At 71.0% G+C, this 18,004-nt stretch carries 17 protein-coding genes and 1 pseudogene; 12 read left to right on the top strand and 6 right to left on the bottom strand.

The genetic code is table 11. The features are described from left to right. The first annotated feature begins 2 nt into the window (after positions 1-2). Entirely contained in the window at positions 3-935 is a 933-nt protein-coding gene (locus AB0I69_RS44855; protein WP_363101609.1) for a glutaminase, read from the top strand. A 6-nt stretch (positions 936-941) separates the two neighbouring features. On the opposite strand, the gene AB0I69_RS44850 is transcribed toward AB0I69_RS44855, so the two are convergent. Next, the gene (locus AB0I69_RS44850) at positions 942-1,736 is read right to left on the bottom strand and encodes an alpha/beta hydrolase (RefSeq protein ID WP_363101608.1); all 795 of its coding nucleotides are present in this window, start codon (positions 1,734-1,736) and stop codon (positions 942-944) included. Between the two features lie 137 nt (positions 1,737-1,873). Between AB0I69_RS44850 and mptB the strand changes: the two genes are divergently transcribed. Further along, a complete protein-coding gene (mptB, locus tag AB0I69_RS44845; RefSeq protein ID WP_363101607.1) occupies positions 1,874-3,268 on the top strand; it encodes a polyprenol phosphomannose-dependent alpha 1,6 mannosyltransferase MptB in 1,395 nt (464 codons plus the stop codon). Continuing rightward, positions 3,265-4,641 carry a glycosyltransferase 87 family protein gene (locus AB0I69_RS44840; RefSeq protein ID WP_363101606.1) on the top strand — a complete coding sequence of 459 codons (1,377 nt, stop codon included), beginning with the start codon at positions 3,265-3,267 and terminating at the stop codon, positions 4,639-4,641. The genes mptB and AB0I69_RS44840 overlap by 4 nt, the downstream gene beginning before the upstream one ends. An 11-nt stretch (positions 4,642-4,652) precedes the next feature. On the opposite strand, the pseudogene AB0I69_RS44835 reads toward AB0I69_RS44840, so the two are convergent. From AB0I69_RS44835 to AB0I69_RS44825, 3 genes and pseudogenes are all read right to left on the bottom strand, one after another. Continuing rightward, positions 4,653-5,516 (bottom strand): annotated as a pseudogene (locus AB0I69_RS44835) (D-alanyl-D-alanine carboxypeptidase); the annotation flags it as partial. Positions 5,517-5,664: 148 nt separating this feature from the next. Beyond that, on the bottom strand, positions 5,665-6,804 hold the full coding sequence (gene rho / locus AB0I69_RS44830; protein WP_363101605.1) for a transcription termination factor Rho: 1,140 nt from the start codon (positions 6,802-6,804) through the stop codon (positions 5,665-5,667). 294 nt (positions 6,805-7,098) lie between these two features. Further along, positions 7,099-7,926, bottom strand: a complete 828-nt coding sequence (locus AB0I69_RS44825) for a class I SAM-dependent methyltransferase (protein ID WP_363101604.1) — start codon at positions 7,924-7,926, stop codon at positions 7,099-7,101. Between the two features lie 99 nt (positions 7,927-8,025). On the opposite strand from AB0I69_RS44825, the gene AB0I69_RS44820 reads away from it, so the two are divergent. From AB0I69_RS44820 to AB0I69_RS44790, 7 genes are all read left to right on the top strand, one after another. Then, positions 8,026-8,946 carry a zinc-binding dehydrogenase gene (locus AB0I69_RS44820; protein ID WP_363101603.1) on the top strand — a complete coding sequence of 307 codons (921 nt, stop codon included), beginning with the start codon at positions 8,026-8,028 and terminating at the stop codon, positions 8,944-8,946. Between the two features lie 162 nt (positions 8,947-9,108). After that, on the top strand, positions 9,109-9,879 hold the full coding sequence (locus AB0I69_RS44815; RefSeq protein ID WP_363101602.1) for an SDR family NAD(P)-dependent oxidoreductase: 771 nt from the start codon (positions 9,109-9,111) through the stop codon (positions 9,877-9,879). Positions 9,880-9,885: 6 nt separating this feature from the next. After that, complete coding sequence (locus AB0I69_RS44810) at positions 9,886-10,299, top strand: VOC family protein (RefSeq protein ID WP_363101601.1); 414 nt, start codon at positions 9,886-9,888, stop codon at positions 10,297-10,299. Positions 10,300-10,310: 11 nt separating this feature from the next. Beyond that, positions 10,311-11,843 carry an MFS transporter gene (locus tag AB0I69_RS44805; protein WP_363101600.1) on the top strand — a complete coding sequence of 511 codons (1,533 nt, stop codon included), beginning with the start codon at positions 10,311-10,313 and terminating at the stop codon, positions 11,841-11,843. A gap of 131 nt (positions 11,844-11,974) precedes the next feature. After that, on the top strand, positions 11,975-12,688 hold the full coding sequence (locus AB0I69_RS44800) for a nuclear transport factor 2 family protein (RefSeq protein WP_363101599.1): 714 nt from the start codon (positions 11,975-11,977) through the stop codon (positions 12,686-12,688). Next, the gene (locus AB0I69_RS44795; RefSeq protein WP_363101598.1) at positions 12,688-13,026 is read left to right on the top strand and encodes a YciI family protein; all 339 of its coding nucleotides are present in this window, start codon (positions 12,688-12,690) and stop codon (positions 13,024-13,026) included. The genes AB0I69_RS44800 and AB0I69_RS44795 overlap by 1 nt, the downstream gene beginning before the upstream one ends. After that, on the top strand, positions 13,023-14,279 hold the full coding sequence (locus AB0I69_RS44790) for an RNA polymerase sigma factor (protein ID WP_363101597.1): 1,257 nt from the start codon (positions 13,023-13,025) through the stop codon (positions 14,277-14,279). Before AB0I69_RS44795 ends, AB0I69_RS44790 begins: the two co-directional genes overlap by 4 nt. Positions 14,280-14,458: 179 nt before the next feature. Here the strand turns inward: AB0I69_RS44790 and AB0I69_RS44785 are convergent, their stop codons facing one another. Next, entirely contained in the window at positions 14,459-15,301 is an 843-nt protein-coding gene (locus AB0I69_RS44785; protein ID WP_363101646.1) for a helix-turn-helix transcriptional regulator, read from the bottom strand. Between the two features lie 153 nt (positions 15,302-15,454). On the opposite strand from AB0I69_RS44785, the gene AB0I69_RS44780 reads away from it, so the two are divergent. Further along, positions 15,455-16,414 carry an NADP-dependent oxidoreductase gene (locus AB0I69_RS44780; protein WP_363101596.1) on the top strand — a complete coding sequence of 320 codons (960 nt, stop codon included), beginning with the start codon at positions 15,455-15,457 and terminating at the stop codon, positions 16,412-16,414. 10 nt (positions 16,415-16,424) lie between these two features. On the opposite strand, the gene AB0I69_RS44775 is transcribed toward AB0I69_RS44780, so the two are convergent. After that, positions 16,425-16,907, bottom strand: a complete 483-nt coding sequence (locus AB0I69_RS44775; RefSeq protein ID WP_363101595.1) for a MarR family transcriptional regulator — start codon at positions 16,905-16,907, stop codon at positions 16,425-16,427. A gap of 127 nt (positions 16,908-17,034) precedes the next feature. Here AB0I69_RS44775 and AB0I69_RS44770 point away from each other — a divergent pair, with 127 nt between their 5' ends. Further along, complete coding sequence (locus tag AB0I69_RS44770) at positions 17,035-18,000, top strand: zinc-binding alcohol dehydrogenase family protein (protein WP_363101594.1); 966 nt, start codon at positions 17,035-17,037, stop codon at positions 17,998-18,000. The last annotated feature ends 4 nt before the right edge of the window (positions 18,001-18,004 follow it).

Here is an 18,004-nt window from a genome sequence, read left to right as displayed (position 1 = left end):
CAATGGTGATCATGTCCCCATCCATGACCTTCCAGCCGGTCCTGGAGCGCATCGCCGGTGAGATCGAGCGGATGCCCGGCCGTGGCCAGGCCGCCGACTACATCCCGGCGCTCGCCGCCTGCGACCCGCGCCGTTTCGGCATGGCCGTCGCGGAGCTGGACGGCACGGTGTACGGCGTGGGGGACTGGCGGCAGCCGTTCTCCACGCAGTCCATCACCAAGGTCTTCACCCTCGCGCTCGACCTGGCCCGCGAGGGCGACGAACTGTGGGAGCACGTCGGCCGCGAGCCCTCCGGCAACCCCTTCAACTCCCTTGTCCAGCTGGAGTACGAGAGCGGTATCCCGCGCAACCCGTTCATCAACGCGGGCGCGCTCGTCGTCACCGACCGCCTCCAGACCCGCACCGGAGACGCGGCCGGAGAGCTGTTGGCCTTTCTGCGTGCGGAGAGCGGCAACCCGAGCCTCGACTTCGACAAGGACGTCGCCGCCTCCGAGTCCGCGAACGGTGACCGCAACGCGGCTCTCGCCCACTTCATGAAGTCCTACGGCAACATCGACAACCCGGTGCCGGTCCTCCTCGACCAGTACTTCCGGCAGTGCTCGATCGAGGCGTCCTGCGCCGACCTCGCCCTCGCCGCCGGCTTCCTGGCCCGGCACGGCAGCCGCGCCGACGGCACCCGGCTGCTCACCCTCACCCAGGCCAAGCAGGTCAACGCGGTGATGCTGACGTGCGGGACGTACGACGCGGCGGGCGAGTTCGCCTACCGGGTGGGCCTGCCCGGCAAGAGCGGAGTGGGCGGCGGCATCATCGCGATCGTCCCGGGCCGCTGCACCCTCGCCGTGTGGAGCCCCGGGCTCGACGAACGCGGGAACTCGGTCGCCGGGGTCGCCGCCCTCGACCGCTTCACGACCCTGACCGGAGTGTCGGTGTTCTGAACGCCGTCAGCCCAGGAACTCGGTGATCAGCGGCAACAGCACCTTCCGGCGCATGACCTCCATGTGCGTGGTACCGGGCAGCACGGCGAGCTGCGCGTCCGGGATCAGCCGGTGCATCTCGGCCGCGTGCTCGACGCGGAAGAAGTCCGTGTCGCCGATCACGAGGAGCGTGGGCACGGTCACCGCCCGCAGGTCGTCGGCGGTCCAGGGCAGCGGGTCGTTCGCCGCCGCCGAGGTCTTGGCGAAGAAGTCCTGGAAGTGCTCGGGGTGCGGTGCGACGGCCGCATAGGCGTCGGCCATCTCCTGGAAGTCGGCCTTGGTGGGCATCCGGGGCGAGCTGAAGTCGGGGGTGCGGATCTCCTCGTGGACACCGTCCTGGCTGTACTGAATGGCCGCCGGCACGATCCGTCCGACCCGCTCCGGGTGCCGGACCGCGATCTCCAGCGCGACCAGTCCGCCGAGGCTGAAGCCGATGAAGTCGGCCTGCCGGACGCCGAGTTCGTCGAGCAGTGCCACCACGTCCGAGGCCAGGTCCGGGATCGTCAGCTCCCGGTCGGTGTCGGGGGTGTGGCCGTGGCCCTGAAGCTCGGGGGCGATCACATACCGCTCGGCCGACAACGCGGGCAGCATCGTCCCGAAGGTCAGACCGACGGTCTGGACACCGCCGTGCAGCAGCACCAGCGGGCGCCGGTCCTCGTGTGCGACGCCATGGATCTCGTAGTACATCTCCTGGCCGTTCACCTTGATGCGGGCGGAGCTGTTCGGCACGGTCATCACGTCCGTTCTGGGAAAGTCGGTCATCAGGGAGACCGGTCGCGGACAGAGAACTCATCGGTACCGAGGACGGATCACACGGAGGTCATGCGCAGGTCTCCGCACGGAGAGCGGCAGGTCGCTTTCCCGCCATCCGGCGTTGACACGCTTGGCGAGTGTTGGCCATGGCTTTTCCCGTCGATCTCCGCCGCTGCCAGGTACTCGGGCTGGCCGGAACCGCCGTCCTCGCCCTGGGCGGCGAGACGGCCGGAGCACTCCCGGCCGCGGACCTCTTCTCCCCGGCCTCCGCGCAGGCGGCACTCGGGCTGGTCGGGGTCTACTTCGGCGTAGTCCTGCTGATAGCGGCCTGGCTGCTCCTGGGCAAGCTGATCCGCAGCGCCGAACCGCCCACCCCGCGCTCCCTGCTGCTGGTCCTCGCCGTGTGGGCGGCCCCGCTGCTGCTCGCGCCGCCCCTGTTCAGCCGGGACGTCTACAGCTATCTCGCGCAGGGCGCCATGGTCGACGCCCACATGGACGTCTACGCCCACGGCCCCGCCGCGCTCGGCGGCCCCCTCGCCGACGAGGTCGCCCCGCTGTGGCAGCACACGGGGGCGCCCTACGGCCCGGTGTTCCTCGCCGTCGCGTCGGGGCTCTCCGGACTGACCCGCGGTGAACTCCCCGCCGGGCTCTTCGGGATGCGGCTCGTCGCGCTCCTCGGGGTGGGCCTGATGGCCGCCGCGCTGCCCCGGCTCGCCCGGCACAGCGGCGCCGACCCGGCCGCCGCGCTCTGGCTGGGCGCCCTCAACCCGCTCGTGCTGCTGCACCTCGTCGCGGGTGCCCACAACGACGCGATCATGCTCGGGTTGCTCGGCATCGGCCTGGTCGCCGCGCTCGGCCGCTGGCCGATCCTGGGCGCCGTGCTCGTCACGCTCGCCGCCCTGGTCAAGGCACCGGCCGCACTCGGTCTCGCCGCCGTCGTGCTCCTCCAGATCCGCGCGGGCCACCGCCCGGCCAAGGCCGTCACGACGACCGTCGTCGCAGCCGCGGCCACCACGGTCGCGGCGACCGCGATCGCGGGCACGGGATACGGCTGGATAGGCGCCCTCGACACCCCCGTCTCGGCGCACAACTGGGCACTCACCAGCCTCCTCGGCCGCGCCACGGGCGCCCTGCTGGAACACCTCGGCAGCGATCTCGCCCCCTTCGCCGTCCCGGCCTGGCACGCCCTCGGACTCGCGGTCACCGGCGCGGCCATCGTCGCCATATGGTTCCGCCTGCGACCCAGCCCGGTCTACGCCCTCGGCCTGAGCCTCGCGGTCGTCGCCGCCTTCGGCCCGGCGATCCGCCCCTGGTACGCCCTGTGGGGCCTGTTCCTCATCGCCGCCGCCGCGCCCAGCACGTCCGTACGACACCGGGTGGCCGCCGTGACGGGCGTCCTCGCCCTCGCCGTCCTGCCGAGCGGCGGCCCCGCCGACATCGGCCAACTCGTGCTGGCCGTCTCCGGTGGCGTCCTCGCGGTCGTCGTCCTCTGGCAGGCCCGCCAGGCGGCCGAGGCCCCGGCCCTGGGACGTACGGCATGAGAACACCCCGCACCGACCGCGGCCGACTCCTCCTCGTACTGGCCCTCGCCGCCACGGTCACCGCCTTCACTGCGACCGTCCCACTGCTGCGCGACTGGTTCGACCTGCGCGTCTACTACGGCACCGTCCACACCTGGCTCCACCACGGCGGCCGGATCTACGACTACCAGGTGCCCGGGACCACGTACGGCTTCACCTATCCGCCGTTCGCCGCCGTCAGCATGGCCCCGATGGCGTACGTCGGGCTCGGCACCGCGATCGTCGCCGCGCTGGTGCTCAACCTTGCGGCGCTCGCCGTCGTGCTGCGCATCCTGGCCGGGCCCGGGTGGCGGCGGTACGGCTGGTTCGGGTGGGCGCTGGTGGCCTGTGGGCTGGCGCTGTTCGAGCCGTTGCGCGACACCTTCAGCTTCGGGCAGGTCAACCTCCTGCTGCTCGCCCTCGTCCTCGGCGACAGCTGGCTGCTCTCCACCGGCCGGGGCCGTTGGGCGGGCGTCGGCATCGGACTCGCGGCGGCGATCAAGCTCACGCCGGCGCTGTTCATCGCCCTGTTGCTGCTGGGCAGACGCTGGAAAGCCGCCGCGGTCGCGACGGCTGTGGCCCTCGGAGCCACCGGGCTCGCGGCCTTGGCGGTCCCGGACGCCTCGCGCTTCTACTGGACCCAGGCGATGTGGGACACCACCCGCGTCGGCCGCCTCGACTACGTCTCCAACCAGTCCCTGCAAGGCGTTCTGGCCCGCCTCGGCGAGACCGGCCGCCCACTGTGGGCGACCGTCGTCCTGCTTGTGCTGTGCGTATGGGCGGTGCGGGCCCGCCGCGCGGTCGTCGCGGGGGACTGGACGGCCGCGTTCGCGCTGACCGGGCTGACCGCGTGTCTGGTCAGCCCGATCACCTGGGTGCACCATCTCGTGTGGCTGCTGCCGTCCTTCGCGGTGCTGGTCCGCGCCGGGCACCCGCGGATCGCGGGCGCCCTCTACGCGGTGATGTGCACCAGTGTGGTGTGGCTGTGGTTCGACGACGCCTCGGGCATCGACGGCTTCCTCGGCAGCAACACGTACACCTGGGTCACGCTCGGCCTGCTGCTGTGGCTGCCGACCGGTCAGACCCGGGGAAGCCTCTGGCCCCTCATCCGCAACGCCAGGACCACCGCCCCGGCGCCGAGCACGGTGGCCCCCACGACCGCAGCCGTCTCCACCCAGCCCGGACCGTCGTCCGGTACGACAGCGGCGGCCACCGGCACGGCGGCGGGACCCTGCCTCGGCCTGGCGCGCAGCGCGTCCAGCGAACCCACCGGATCGACCCGTCCCGCAGCCGCGAAACCCCAGTCGAGCAGCTCGCGCGCCTCCTCGTACACGGTGAAGCCGCCGCCCGCCTGAGGGTTCATCACCGTGACGACGAGCGAACGCCCGCCCCGGCGCGCCGCCGCGACGAGCGTGTTGCCGGCGTGCGTGGTGTAGCCGTTCTTCACACCGATGAGGCCCGGGTACGGCTCGACGCCGTCGTTGCCGGTCAGCAGCCGGTTGGTGTTCTGGATCGCGTACGAGGACCCCTCACCCGGGAACTCGGCCTCGGCGGTGGAGCAGTACCGCGCGAAGTCCGCGTTGCGCAGTCCGGCCCGCCCGAACACCGCGAGGTCGAAGGCGGAGGACACCTGGCCGTCGGTGTCGTAGCCGTCCGGTGAGATGACATGGGTGTCGAGGGCGCCCAGGGCACGGGCCTTGGCCTGCATCCGGGCGGCCGTGGTGTCCCAGCCGCCGTTGAGGTGGGCCAGTACGTGCACGGCGTCGTTGCCGGAGTTGAGGAAGACCCCGCGCCACAGGTCGGCGACGCGGTACGTGTGGCCCTCCTCGACTCCGACCAGGCTGCTTCCCTCGCCGATGCCGGCCAGGTCCTCCTCGCTGACGCGGTGCCGGATCCCTCCGGGGAGCACGGGGAGGACGGTCAGGGCGAACAGTGTCTTCAGGGTGCTGGCGGGCGGGAGTCTGCGGTGGGCGTCGTGTGCGGCGAGGACCTCGCCGGTGTGGGCGTCCGCGACCAGCCAGGACAGGGCGGAGATGTCGGGGAGCTGGGGAGTGCCGGGGTGGGGGTGGACCTGGGTGTCGGGGCGGTTGAGGAGTGCGGGGGGTGGTGTCGCTGGGCCGGGATCCGTCCCGGTGTGGGCTGTCGCCGCGACGGGTGTCAACGCGAGGACGCCCGCTAGGCAGAAGGCGCAGGCCGACACGGTGATCCGGGATGGGAATCCGATTGTCATACCGCAAACGTAGGAACGGACGGGCTCCAGAGGGCGTTGGCCGGGCCGATTGAGGCGAGTCGGCACCCGGATGCGCTAGTGATTCGGCTGCGGGTCGGTGGGGGCTGGTCGCGCAGTTCCCCGCGCCCCTTAGGGCATGGCCGTCCCGTCAGTTTGACGGCAGCGTGGGTTGGATTTGGCGTAGGAACGTCGCGTTGTTCGGGGTCTCCCGCATGCGCTCCAGCAGCGTTTCCGTGCTGCTCTGGCCATCCCTGGTCTGCAGGGCTCGACGCAAGCCCCGTACTGCCGTCAACTCGGCCGGGGTGAGGAGGAGTTCCTCTCGGCGGGTGCCGGACGGGTTGATCTCGATGGCCGGGAAGACTCGGCGGGAGGCCAGCTCGCGGCTGAGGCGGAGTTCCATGTTGCCGGTGCTCTTGAGTTCCTCGAAGTAGAAGTCGTCGGCGCGGGAGCCGGTTTCTACCAGTGCGGTGGCGAGGATGGTGAGCGAGCCGCCCTCCTCGGCGAGGCGTGCGGCGCCGAAGAACTTCTTCGGGCCGATCAGCGCGGTCGCGTCGACACCGCCGCTGAGGGTACGGCCACCGGAGGCCGCCGCGTTGTTGTGCGCCCGGCACAGCCGGGTCAGCGAGTCGAGGAGGATCACTACGTCCTCGCCCGCCTCGACGAGCCGCTTGGCCCGCTCGATCACGAGCTCGGCCAGCGCGATGTGCTGCTTGGGGGCCTTGTCGAAGGTGGATGCGTACACCTCGCCGCGCACGGAGCGCTGCATGTCGGTGACTTCCTCGGGGCGCTCGTCGAGCAGCACGACCATGAGGCGGGCCTCGGGGTGGTTGCCGGCGACGGCAGCCGCGATCTGCTGGAGCAGTACGGTCTTGCCGGTCTTGGGCGGGGCCACGATCAGTCCGCGCTGGCCCTTGCCGACGGGGGCGATCAGGTCGGCGACCCGTCCGGTCAGGCCGGCCGCCGGGTGTTCGAGGTGCAGCCGCTCACGCGGGTGCAGCGGGGTGAGGTCACGGAAGTGGCGTCGGCCGCGCAGTTCGCCGGGCGTGTGCCCGTTGACGAACGCGACCTCGGTCAGGGCGCGCTGCCCGCCGCGGACGCCTTCCACGAGGTCGCCCTTGCGCAGGCCGTGACGGCGGATCAGCGCGGGGGAGACCTGGAGGTCGGTGGGCGAGGGCTGGCAGTCCAGCGCCCGCAGGTGCCCCTTCCCGTTGCCGTCGATGTCGAGGACACCGGTGGCGGTCTGGGTGCGGGGCTGTTCCTGTACTGGGGGTTCGAGTGTGGTGGTCATGATGGGTGGTCCTTTCAAGGACGGATGCATGTGGTGTGTCATGCGGAAGGAAGGGGGAGAAGCCGCGGGCGGAGGGCGAACGAGCGCTCCTCGGGGCGGCGGGGAACATCACCTCGGGTACGGCGGAAAAACGCCGGTCACGAGATGGTGTGGAGAAGCCGATGCACCGGTCGGAAATCGACGGGCTGTTCGGCGGAAGTGAAGTGGAACCGGCACCGGCGCCCAGAACGGGGCGTACACAAGTGCTGACCGCACCGTAGCACACCCGGTGGCACTCCGGCTGTGAAGTACGGCTCAGCGGCTCGCCAGCAGGCCGTACAGGAGCGGAATCCTCGGCTCGGGCAGTCGCCACCAGCCGCTGGGAGTCCGGGTCATCTGCGGCCAGCGCGGCCACGGCAGCTCGTCGCTCTCGCGAAGCCGCCGGATGCTCATTCCCGCTGTCGTCAACGCGTTGATGACCTCGTCTATTCCGTGCATCCACTCGTAACTGTCGGTCGCGCCCGCCACGGCCGGGCCGTCGGTGTACGTGAATGTCGCGTCGCGGTGCACCGGACCGCCGCCGCCCAGGTAGTCGTGGCGGAGGAGTAGTTCGGGTCCCTCGCCCGGAGCCGGCTTCGGGCCGAGCGAGTTGAGCAGAGGGTGGAACTCGACGAGGTACAACAGGCCGCCGGGACGCAGGAGTTGGGTGACGACCTCCGCCCAGCGCGGTAGATCCGGCAGGTAGCACAGGGCGCCCTTGCCGGTGTACACGACGTCGAACTGCCGTTGCCCCAGGGCCTCCACGGCGTCGTACACGTTCGCCTGCACATAGCCGACGTCGAGGCCCGCCTTCGCGGCGATGCCGTTCGCGGCCGTCACGGACGCCTCGGAGAAGTCGAGGCCCACGGCACGCGCGCCGCGCTGTGCGAACGCGAGGGTCTCCGTGCCCAGGTGGCACTGGAGGTGCAGCACGTCACGGCCGGTCAGGTCGCCGAGGTCGTCCCACTCGAAGGCGGCGAACCAGCGGTCCGGGTCCGGGTCGCCGTCGAGGCCGTAGAACCGGCTGGCGAGGTGGACGGGGGTGCGGGCGTCCCAGTTCGCCTGGTTGGCCCGCATCAGCCGTGCGTGCTCGTCGGTGCTCATGGGGCCATCCAATCGTGGTCGAGGGGTGGACGGCGGGAAGAACACCGGTTCGGCGCCGGTTGCCCGAGGGGAAGTGAGCTACGACGAGAGGGGCAGGTCGTGCGTGCACTGATCGTGGATCCAGGGGCGGCCGGGGGGCTGCGGCTCGGGGAGGCACCCGACCCGGTGCCGGGTCCGGGGCAGGTGCTGGTGGAGGTCCGGCACACCTCCCTCAACTCGGCCGAGCTGTACTTCGCGCAGCGGAGCGCGCCCGGTGAGGTGATCGGCTTCGACTCGGCCGGTGTCGTCGTGCGGGCCGCCGCCGACGGCAGGGGGCCCGCGGTGGGCAGCCGGGTCGTGGGATTCGGTGAGGGCGGCGGGTTCGGCGCGCTGCGCGCCCTGGACGTGGCCGATGTGGCCGTCGTACCGGACGAGATCGACCTCGGCGAGGCCGCCACCCTGCCCGTCGCGGCCGGCACCGCCCTGCGCGCGCTGGAACAGGCCGGACCGCTCCTCGGCCGCCGGGTTCTCGTCACCGGGGCGTCCGGCGGCGTCGGCGGGTTCGCCGTACAACTCGCCGCGCTCGGCGGGGCGTACGTCATCGGCATGGCCGGCTCCGAGACGGGTGCGCGGTGGGTCGGTGAGCTGGGGGCGCATGAGGTGGTGGCCGGGGTCGACGAGGTGAAGGAGCCGGTCGACGTCGTGGTCGACACCGTGGGCGGGGCCCAACTGGTCTCCGCGTACGGCCTGTTGGCCCCGGGTGGCAGTCTTCAGAGCGTCGGCTGGGCTGCGGGGCGGGAGGCCGTGCTGCCCGTGGGGGTCACGCTGGGCAGTATCACGCCGAAGTCGATCGTCTCGGTCTACAACGGCGTCGGACTCACCGACCGGCAGCCGCAGTTGAGGCGGCTGCTCACACTGGTCGGCGACGGCCGACTGCGGGTTCCGGTCGGCTGGCGCGGCCCGTGGGACAGGATCGCCGAAGCCGTCGAGGCGTTGAGCGGTCGTACCCTGCGGGGGAAGGCTGTCCTCGACGTGTTCTGACGTTTCCTGTGAGACCTGGAACGAGTCCTTCACTCCCCGCCTCATACCAGCCATACGAACCCCCGATGGCCCTTCGCCGACCCATTTCTTGTTCTCGCCAATGGCCGTACCTACGCTGCCACCACCGCACCACGGCGGCACGGGACAAGGGACTTGGCAATCATGGGTCGACTGGCCGGGAAAATCGCTTTCATCAGTGGAACGGGGGCAGGAATAGGGCGGGCCGCGGCGCTGATATTCGCGGCGGAGGGTGCTGAAGTCTTCGGTTGTGACATCGACGCGGACAGTGCGGCCGAGACCGTGGAACTCGTCGAAAAAGCGGGCGGAATCATGCGGTCCCTCGCGCCCGTGGACCTGTCCACCGAAGACGGCGCCCGGGAGTGGATCGAGGCCGGGATCCAGGCCTTCGGCGGGATCGACATCCTCTACAACAACGCCTCCGCGCTGCGGAACGGCCCGTTCGCGACCATGCCCGCCGAGGACTGGTACTTCACCATCAAGAACGAGCTGGACATTCCGTACTTCTGTACCCAGGCCGCCTGGCCGCACCTGATCGCACGTGGTGGGGGCGCTGTTCTCAACGTCGCCTCCGTGGCCGCCGTACGCGGTGCGCCGTTCATGCCGATGGTGCCCCACGGGGCCGCAAAGGGCGGGGTGTTGGCGATGAGCCTGCACCTGTGCGCGGCCGGCGCCCCGCACCGCATCCGGGTCAACACCATCGCCCCCGGCATGACCCGCACCTCCGCCACCGCGCCCTTCCTCGACGATCCGGACGGGCCCAAGGCCCAGTTGGAGGCGCGTATCCCGGTCGGGCGCGTGGGGCAGCCCGAGGACATCGCGCGGGCCGCCGCCTTCCTCTGTTCCGACGAGGCGGCCTTCGTCAACGGCGCCAACCTCATGGTCGACGGCGGCGACAGTGCGATGGCGGGCTGAGCCGCCGTGACCACCCGACTCGACCACGTGGGCGTCAACGTACGGGATCTGGCAGCTCAAGTCGCTTGGTATCAGGGCGCGTTCGGGCTCAAGACCGTCTTCGAGTTCCACCTCGAAGGGCCCGGTCTGCGAGGTGTCGTCCTGGAGCATCCGCGGGGCTGGCGCATCGAGTTGCTCGCCAGACCCGGCTCCGTCCCCGGCCTTCGCGCGCCGGACCCGCTGACCGCCGCCCTCACCGAGGGATACGGGCACTTCGCGGTCACCACCCCCGAACTCGACCCCGTCCACGGTGCGTTGGTGGCCCATGGAGCGGGCGAGGTCATGGCACCCGGGCCGTCCCCCGAGCCCGGAGTACGCATGGCCTGGGTCAGTGACCCCGAGGGAAATCTCATCGAACTCATAGAGAAAAACGCAGAGTGAGGGCACGCACGATGACGGATTCGATCTCGTTGAAAAGACTGGACCCCGGAACGCTCATAGCGTGCTGTCTCGCGGTCGCGGCGGCACAGTTGTGCATTACCGTTCCCTCGCCCATCAACGGAGAAATTCAGGCCGCATTCGGCGCCTCGGGTTCCCAAGTCGCCTGGGTCACCTCCGCCTTCATTCTCCCCACCGCGATTCTGGAACTGAATTTCGGTGTGGTGGGCGATCTCTTCGGGCGCAAGCGGCTGTTGGTGCTCGGCGGGCTCGTCCTGGCGCTCGGTGAACTCCTCAACTCCACCTCGCAGAACATCACCATGATGTGGACCGGGCAGGCTCTGGCCGGCATCGGCGCCGCCGCGCTGTTCCCCAGCTCCCTCGCGGTCATCGCGGCGGCCACACCCGACGGCAAGGACCGCGCCAGGGCGGTCTCCATCTGGGCCTTGTCGATCTCGCTGGCCTCCGCGCTCGGCCCGCTGTCCTCCGGGATCCTCGCCACGATCGCCGACTTCCGCTGGGCGTTCGTCCCGCCGGTCGTGCTGGGTCTCGTCGTCGCGGTCACCTCGTGGAAACTCGTCACCGACTCCAAGGCGCCCGAGGGCCGCGCGCTGGACTGGCCGGGACAGATCACCATCGCCGTCGGCCTCACCGCCCTGCTCTGGGGTGTCATCGAGGGTGGCGACCGCGGCTGGGGCAGCGCGGCGATCGTGGGCTCGCTGACCCTGGCGGCAGTCGCGCTCGTCGGGTTCGTCGTCGCGGAGACCCGCGCGGCCTCCCCGATGTTCAACCTCGGCCTGCTGAAGATCCCCTCGTTCGCGGCGGCGGCCGTCGTCGCCCTGGCCGGCATGTTCGGCTTCATCGGCACCGCCTACTGCGTCTCGATCCGCCTCGGCGCCGTGATGCACCTGAGCCCGCTGCGGGCCGGAATGCCCTTCGTGATCCTCCAGTTGATCCCGCTGCTGCTGGCGCCGGTGCTCAGCCGGATGCTCACGAAGATCGACGCCCGCTGGCTGCTGATGGGCGGCCTGCTGCCCATGGCCGCCGGACAGTTCTGGATCGCCGCACTGCCCATCACCACCACCTCCCTGGTCGCCTTCATCGGCCCGGTGCTGCTGCTCGGCATCGGCTTCATCTGCGTGGTGTCCTCGCTGACCTCCGCCGCCGTGAACGCCGTACCGATCAACATGACCGGCATGGCCAGCGGCGCGACCAGCCTGGTCCGCGAGTTCGGCCAGGGCCTCGGCCCGGCCGTGATCTCCACCGTCGCGATGAGCCTCGCGTCCTCCGCGCTCGTCGGAAAGCTCAGCGGGGCCGACGCGGGCATGGAGAAAGCGGCCGGACCGCTCGCGGTCGTCAACGCGGGCAGCGCCCAGGCCAAGGCCGCCGCGCAGACCGCGCTCGGCCACGGCATGGCCATCGGCGTGGTGATCTGCGGGTGCGCCTCGCTGCTGGGCGCGGTGATCACCCTGCTGCTGGTGCGCAAGAACACCGAGCGCGCGGTGGTGGGGGCGGGGGAGCCGTCGGTGCAGGCGGCGACCGCGTAACCGACAGCCGTATCCGAAGAGGCCGGGGCCCGTGCCCCGGCCTCTTCCCTGTTTTCACGAAAGGGGTGTCGATTCGGCTCGGCTGCGTTCGTCGGTGGGGTGTAAGAAGCTCATGAGGACCGGGAGGATCCATGAAGTACATGCTGCTCGTGTGCGGAGACGACACCGCCGACGCCTCCGGAATGGCACCCGTCGAACCCTGGGTGGAGGAGCTCGGCGACCGCAACGTACGGCTGCACGGCCACCGGCTCGCGCTGCCCGCCGAGGCCGTCACCGTACGGGTGCGGGGCGGGGAGGTGCTGCGCACCGACGGGCCGTTCGCGGAGACCAAGGAGTACGTCGCCGGATTCGACATCCTGGAGTGCGACACCCTGGAAGAAGCCGTCGAGGCCGCCGCCAAGCACCCGGTGGCGACCATCGGAGCCATGGAGGTCCGCAGGTTCTGGGACGACGAGGACGCCGAGGCGGCGATCAGGGCGCTCGACGCCGAACTGACCGAGGCGGCCCGCGAACGGGACGTCGACCGCGCGCTGGCCTGCTATGCACCTCATGCGGAGGTTTTCCACCTCGCCGACGGCCACGAGCGCCAGGGCCTCGACGCCCACCGCAAGGCATTGCAGGACCTGTTCGCGTCCGTCACCGGGCCGGTGACCCGCGAGGTGCGGGACTTCCGCGTCCAGGTGGACGAGAGCATCGGCTTCGCCCACTCCCTCGTCCGGCTGACCGCCACCCGCACCGACGGCACCCCGCTCGACGAAACGCTGCGTGTGACCACCGGCTACCGCGACATCGGCCTGCGCCGGCTGATCACTCACGAGCACGCCGTGTCCCTGAAGGAGACCTGATGAAGTACGCCCTGTTGTTCTGCACCCCGGTCGGGGGCGAGGAGCAGAGCCCGGCGGAGCATGCCGAAGATCCACGTTTCGCCGCCTACTTCGAGGAGGTGCGGGCGGGCCGGGTCACCGGAGGTGCACGGCTGCGGCCCTCCACGGACGCCACGACCGTGCGCGTCCAGGGCAACGAAGTCCTGCTCAGCGACGGTCCGTTCGCGGAGACCAAGGAGTACCTCGCCGGCATCTCCTTCATCGATGTCGCGGACCTCGACGAGGCGATCGCGCTCGCCGCCAAGCACCCGGCCGCCTCCGACGGCGGCTCCGTCGAGGTACGGCCGATTTGGGAGTGAACGTGCCGGACGTCGAGGAGGCGGTCGCCGCCGCCTTCCGCGAGGAGTGGGGTCAGGTCGTCGCCACCCTGATCCGGGTGACCGGCGACTGGGACCTCGCGGAGGAGTGCGCGCAGGACGCCTTCGCCCAGGCACTCGACCGGTGGCGGCGCGACGGAATCCCGCGCCGCCCCGGCGCCTGGCTGACCACGACCGCCCGCAACCGCGCCCTCGACGTACTGCGCCGGGAGGCGGTCGGGGCGGCGAAACTGCGGGAGGTCGCGGTGCTGGGGCGGGACGAGGGACCGTACGACCCGGAGTACGACGGCGACGACAGCGGGGTCGAGGACGATCGGCTGCGGCTGGTCTTCACCTGCTGCCACCCCGCGCTGCCCATCGAGGCCCGCGTCGCCCTCACCCTGCGCACGCTCGCGGGTCTGACCACCCCTGAGATCGCCCGCGCCTTCCTCGTCCCCGAGGCGACCATGGCGCAACGGCTGGTGCGGGCCAAGAAGAAGATCCGCAACGCCGGTATCCCGTACCGGGTGCCGCCCGCGCATCTGCTGCCCGAGCGCACGACTGGTGTGCTCGGCGTGGTCTACCTCCTCTTCAACGAGGGGTACGCGGCCACGTCCGGCGCCGACCTGGTCCGCACGAACCTGTGCGCGGAGGCGATCCGCCTGGCCCGCGTGCTGTCCCGCCTGATGCCGGACGAGCCCGAAGTGCTCGGTCTGCTGGCGCTGTTGCTGCTGCACGACGCCCGCCGTGCCACGCGCGTGGACGCGGCGGGGGAGTTGGTGACCTTGGAGGACCAGGACCGTACGGCGTGGGACCGGGCCGAAGTCGACGAGGGCGCGGCCCTGTTGGAGACCGCACTGCGCCGGGGCCGGCCGGGGCCGTACCAGATCCAGGCCGCGATCGCCGCCTGCCACACCACCGCGCCCACGGCCGAGGACACCGACTGGGCCGATATCGCGGGCCTGTACGGCGAGTTGGAACGCTTCGTGCCGTCGGCCGTGGTGCGCCTGAACCGGGCGGTGGCCGTGGGTATGGCCGAACACCCCGACGAGGGGCTGGAGTTGGTGGGCGAACTGGAGCGGTCGGAGGAACTGGCCGACTATCACCTGCTGCCCGCGACCCGCGCCGATCTGCTGCGCCGCAGCGGTCGTACGGCGGAGGCGGCCGAAGCGTACGAGCGGGCACTGGAGTTGGTGGAGAACGACGCGGAGCGAAGGTTTCTGGAAAGTCGGCTCGCGGAGTGTCGATCCGCGTAGGAGCCGTTCGTCGGTGGGGTGAAAGCAGCCCACGACACCGGAGGTTCCGATGAACGCCCTCGTACTCCTGCGCCGCGCACGGCAGTTCCTGGCCCGGCTGGCGGCCGAGGAGCCGGCACCCGGAACCCCGGACGCCTGGCTCGCGGGCCCCCGTCTGGGCGGCTGACCGAGGATCGTCCTCAGCTGACGTCGAGCAGGCCGGCGAGGAGTCGGAGTCGCTCGGCGTCGGGGCTGCCTTCGGCCGCGGTGCAGACCATGAGCGCGGGGCCCGGGTTGCCCGGTATCGGGTAGGCGTCCCAGTCCAGGTTGAGTTCGCCGACCCGGGGGTGGTCGAGGCGCATCTGGCCGCGGGTCGGTTCCGCCACGTCGTGGAGGGCCCACAGGGCCGCGAACTCGTCGCTGCGGACGGCGAGTTCACCCACCAGCTCGACGGCGCGCGGGTTCCCCGGATCGGCGGCGACCTGCGTCCGCAACATCCCGATCAGCTCCGCGACGGTGGCCGCCCGGTTCGGGCAGGTCCGGTCGGCCTGGGGGTGCAGGAACAGTGCCAGCATGTTCCGCTCCTTCTGGGGCTGCCGGGTGAAGTCGCCCAACAGGGCGCCGCCGAGCGGGTTCCAGGCCAGCACGTCCAGGAAACGGCCGACGACCAGAGCGGGCGCGGTCATGCCGTGCAGCAGTCGTAGCGTGGTGTCCGGTACCTCCTCCGGCTCGTACGGACGCGGCAGGCGGGCCGGGGTGCGTGCGGCGGCGGCGAGGCTGTGCAGGTGGCGGGTTTCCTCGGCGGAGAAGTCGAGGGCGCGGGCGAGGGCGTCGAGGACCTGTTCGGAGGGGCGTACGTCGCGCCCCTGCTCCATGCGCTGGTAGTAGTCCGAACTCACTCCGGCCAGCAGCGCCAACTCCTCCCGCCGCAGTCCGGCGACGCGCCGTCTCGGGCCGGGTTCAAGGCCAACATCCTCTGGGCGCAGCCGAGTTCGGCGGGTGCGCAGGAACTCCGCGAGTTCGCGTCGGGGATCGTCGCTCATGGCGTGGGAGGAGTCGGTCACGGCGTCAGTATGCCGTCGGCGCGGCCCGCGAGGGTGGGTCTGCCAGACCCAGGAAAAGGAGAACGACCGTGATGTCGCGTGCGGGGTCCAGCATCGGATCAACCACACGGCAGGCCACGGAAGGACAGCGACATGAAGGCCGTTCAGATCACGAGTTTCGGTACTGCGGACGTTCTGCGGGTCAATGAAGTGGATCGTCCCGCTCCCGGCTCGGGTGAGGTCCTGGTGTCGGTCGAGGCGTCCAGCGTGAACGGGCACGATGTGATCGTCCGGGCAGGGGAGTTGAAGATGGTGTCGGGGCGCCGGTTCCCGATCGGCGTGGGGCTGGACTTCGCCGGCGTCGTCGCCGCGACCGGCGCCGGTGTCGAGGGCTACCGGGTCGGAGACCGGGTGTGGGGCATGGTGCACCCCCGGCAACGGCACTCCGTCGCCGGTGCGGCCGAGTACGTCGTGGTCTCCGCGGAGCGCATCTCACACGCCCCGGCGGACCTCTCGTCGGTCGAGGCGGCCTCCCTGGTGGTCGCGGGTGCCACGGCGCTGATCGCCCTGCGCGACAGTGTGCGCCTGGTGAGCGGCGAGAAGGTCCTGGTCCGGGGCGCGGCCGGCGGAGTAGGCACGGCCGCCGTGCAGTTGGCGCACGCGATGGGCGGCCACGTGACCGCGCTGGCCCGCGACCGCCACGCCAAGATCCTGATCGATCTCGGCGCCGACGAGGTCCTCGACTACGGCTCCACCACCTCGGACGCGATCGGGCCGTTCGACGTCATCGTCGACACCGTCGGCACGGAACTGCACTGCTACCGCGGCCGGTTGGCCAAGGGCGGCCGGATGGTCACCGTCGGACTGTCCCCGTCCGCCATCGCCGCGATCGCCGCGTCGAGCGTGCACGGCTCCCGCCGCATCCGCACCTTCAGCGCCAACCCGGAGCCCCCCGTGCTGCGTGATGTGGCCGACCACGTCACGTCGGGTGCGCTGCGCCCGGTGATCGACAGTGTGTACCCGCTCGCGGACATCGCCGCGGCGCACCGGGCGTTCGAGCGCGGCGGCGTCGTGGGCAAGCACGTGGTGACGGTGCCGCGCGGCTCTCTCTGACGGAGTCCGCTCAGTGGGGCGTGGTGCGCAGGTCGATGCCGCGGACGTGAGCGTCGGCGGTCACGATCCGCGTCGCCATGCGCGACAGGCGCTGCCGGTCGGCTCCGGCCAGCGGCTCGACACAGCGCTCGATCCGCTCGGCGAACTCGGCGGCGACCTGCTCGACGAGCTGTCGGCCGGCGTCGGTGATCGACACCTGGAACGAGCGCCGGTCGACTGAGCTGGCGGTGCGGGTGACCAGACCCCGGCGCTGCGCGCGGTCGACCAGGCCCGTGATCGAGGACTTGTCCAGGCCGAGGTGGCGGCCGAGCTGGTTCATCGTCGGCTCCCGGTCCCGCAGTATCCCGAGCATCCGGGTCTGGACGACCGACAGGTCGTGCTGCCCCGCGATCTCGGCCAGCGCGTTCTGCACCAGGAACGACAACTGGGCGAGGGCGTCGACCAGGCCGAGGTCCTCGGTCGCCGGGGGCTGCGTGTCGTGCGGTGAGGTCATGTCCCGGATTCTACTTGCAAAGGTACGTGGCACCTACTAATTTAATTCGTGCGACGTACTTTCCGCATCACGTACTTTCTGTGTCGCGTACTTTCCGTGCCACGTACCACAGCTGAGGAGAGCTCTCATGGACGTCCATGCCGCGGTGGTCCACTCGTTCGACGCCCCGCCCCGCTATGAGCCGTTCGACCTGCCCGCCCCGACCGATGAGGACCAGGAACTGGTCGACGTCCTCGCCGTGGGCCTGCATCCCCGAGTGCGTACCGGCGCGTCGGGCAACCACTACACGAGCACCGGGAAGCTGCCGATGGTGCCCGGTGTCGACGGGGTCGGCCGGCGCGCGGACGGTCGGCTGGTGTACTTCGTGGCCGATGACGAACTGGCCGGTCCGATGGCCACCCGGACCGTCATCGACAGCCGTCACACCATCCCGCTCCCCGACGGCGCCGACGTCGTGAAGATCGCCGCCTCGATGAACCCCGCCATGTCGTCCTGGGTGGCGCTGCGCCGCCGCGTCCCGATCGAGGCCGGCCAGTCGGTGCTGATTCTCGGCGCCACTGGCAACGCCGGACAGATGGCCGTGCAGGTCGCCAAGCGGCTCGGCGCCGGACGGGTCGTCGGCGCCGGACGTGACCGGGCTCGCCTGGCGGCCCTGCCGGGAATCGGCGCGGACGCGACCGTCGCGCTCACCGACGACGCCGAGGCCACCGCGACGGCGCTGGCCAAGGAGGCCGCCGAAGTCGACCTGGTCATCGACTACTTGTGGGGCAAGCCGGCCGGCGACGCGATCATGTCCTTGCTTCGGGCCCGCGCCGATCGAGGTCGTGCCCTGAACTGGATCCAGATCGGCGCCATGGCGGGCCCGACCATCGAACTCCCGTCGGCAGCACTGCGGTCGGCGAACTTCCGGCTCCAGGGCAACGGCCAGGGCGCGGTGTCCACCCGGACGTACCTGGAGGAACTCCCGTCCCTGGTCGAGGAGATCGAGAGCGGCGGCATCGCGGTCACCGCAAAGGCGGTACCCCTCGCCGACGTCGAGAGCGCCTGGAACGCGCCCGAGGTCCCGGGCGTACGCACCGTCCTGGTGCCCTGAACTC

It is taken from the genome of Streptomyces sp. NPDC050508, from assembly GCF_040655155.1.
Classification (GTDB): Bacteria; Actinomycetota; Actinomycetes; order Streptomycetales; family Streptomycetaceae; genus Streptomyces.
The sequence above is the reverse complement of the archived record's forward strand: the minus strand, read 5'-3'. Positions and strand labels throughout refer to the sequence as shown.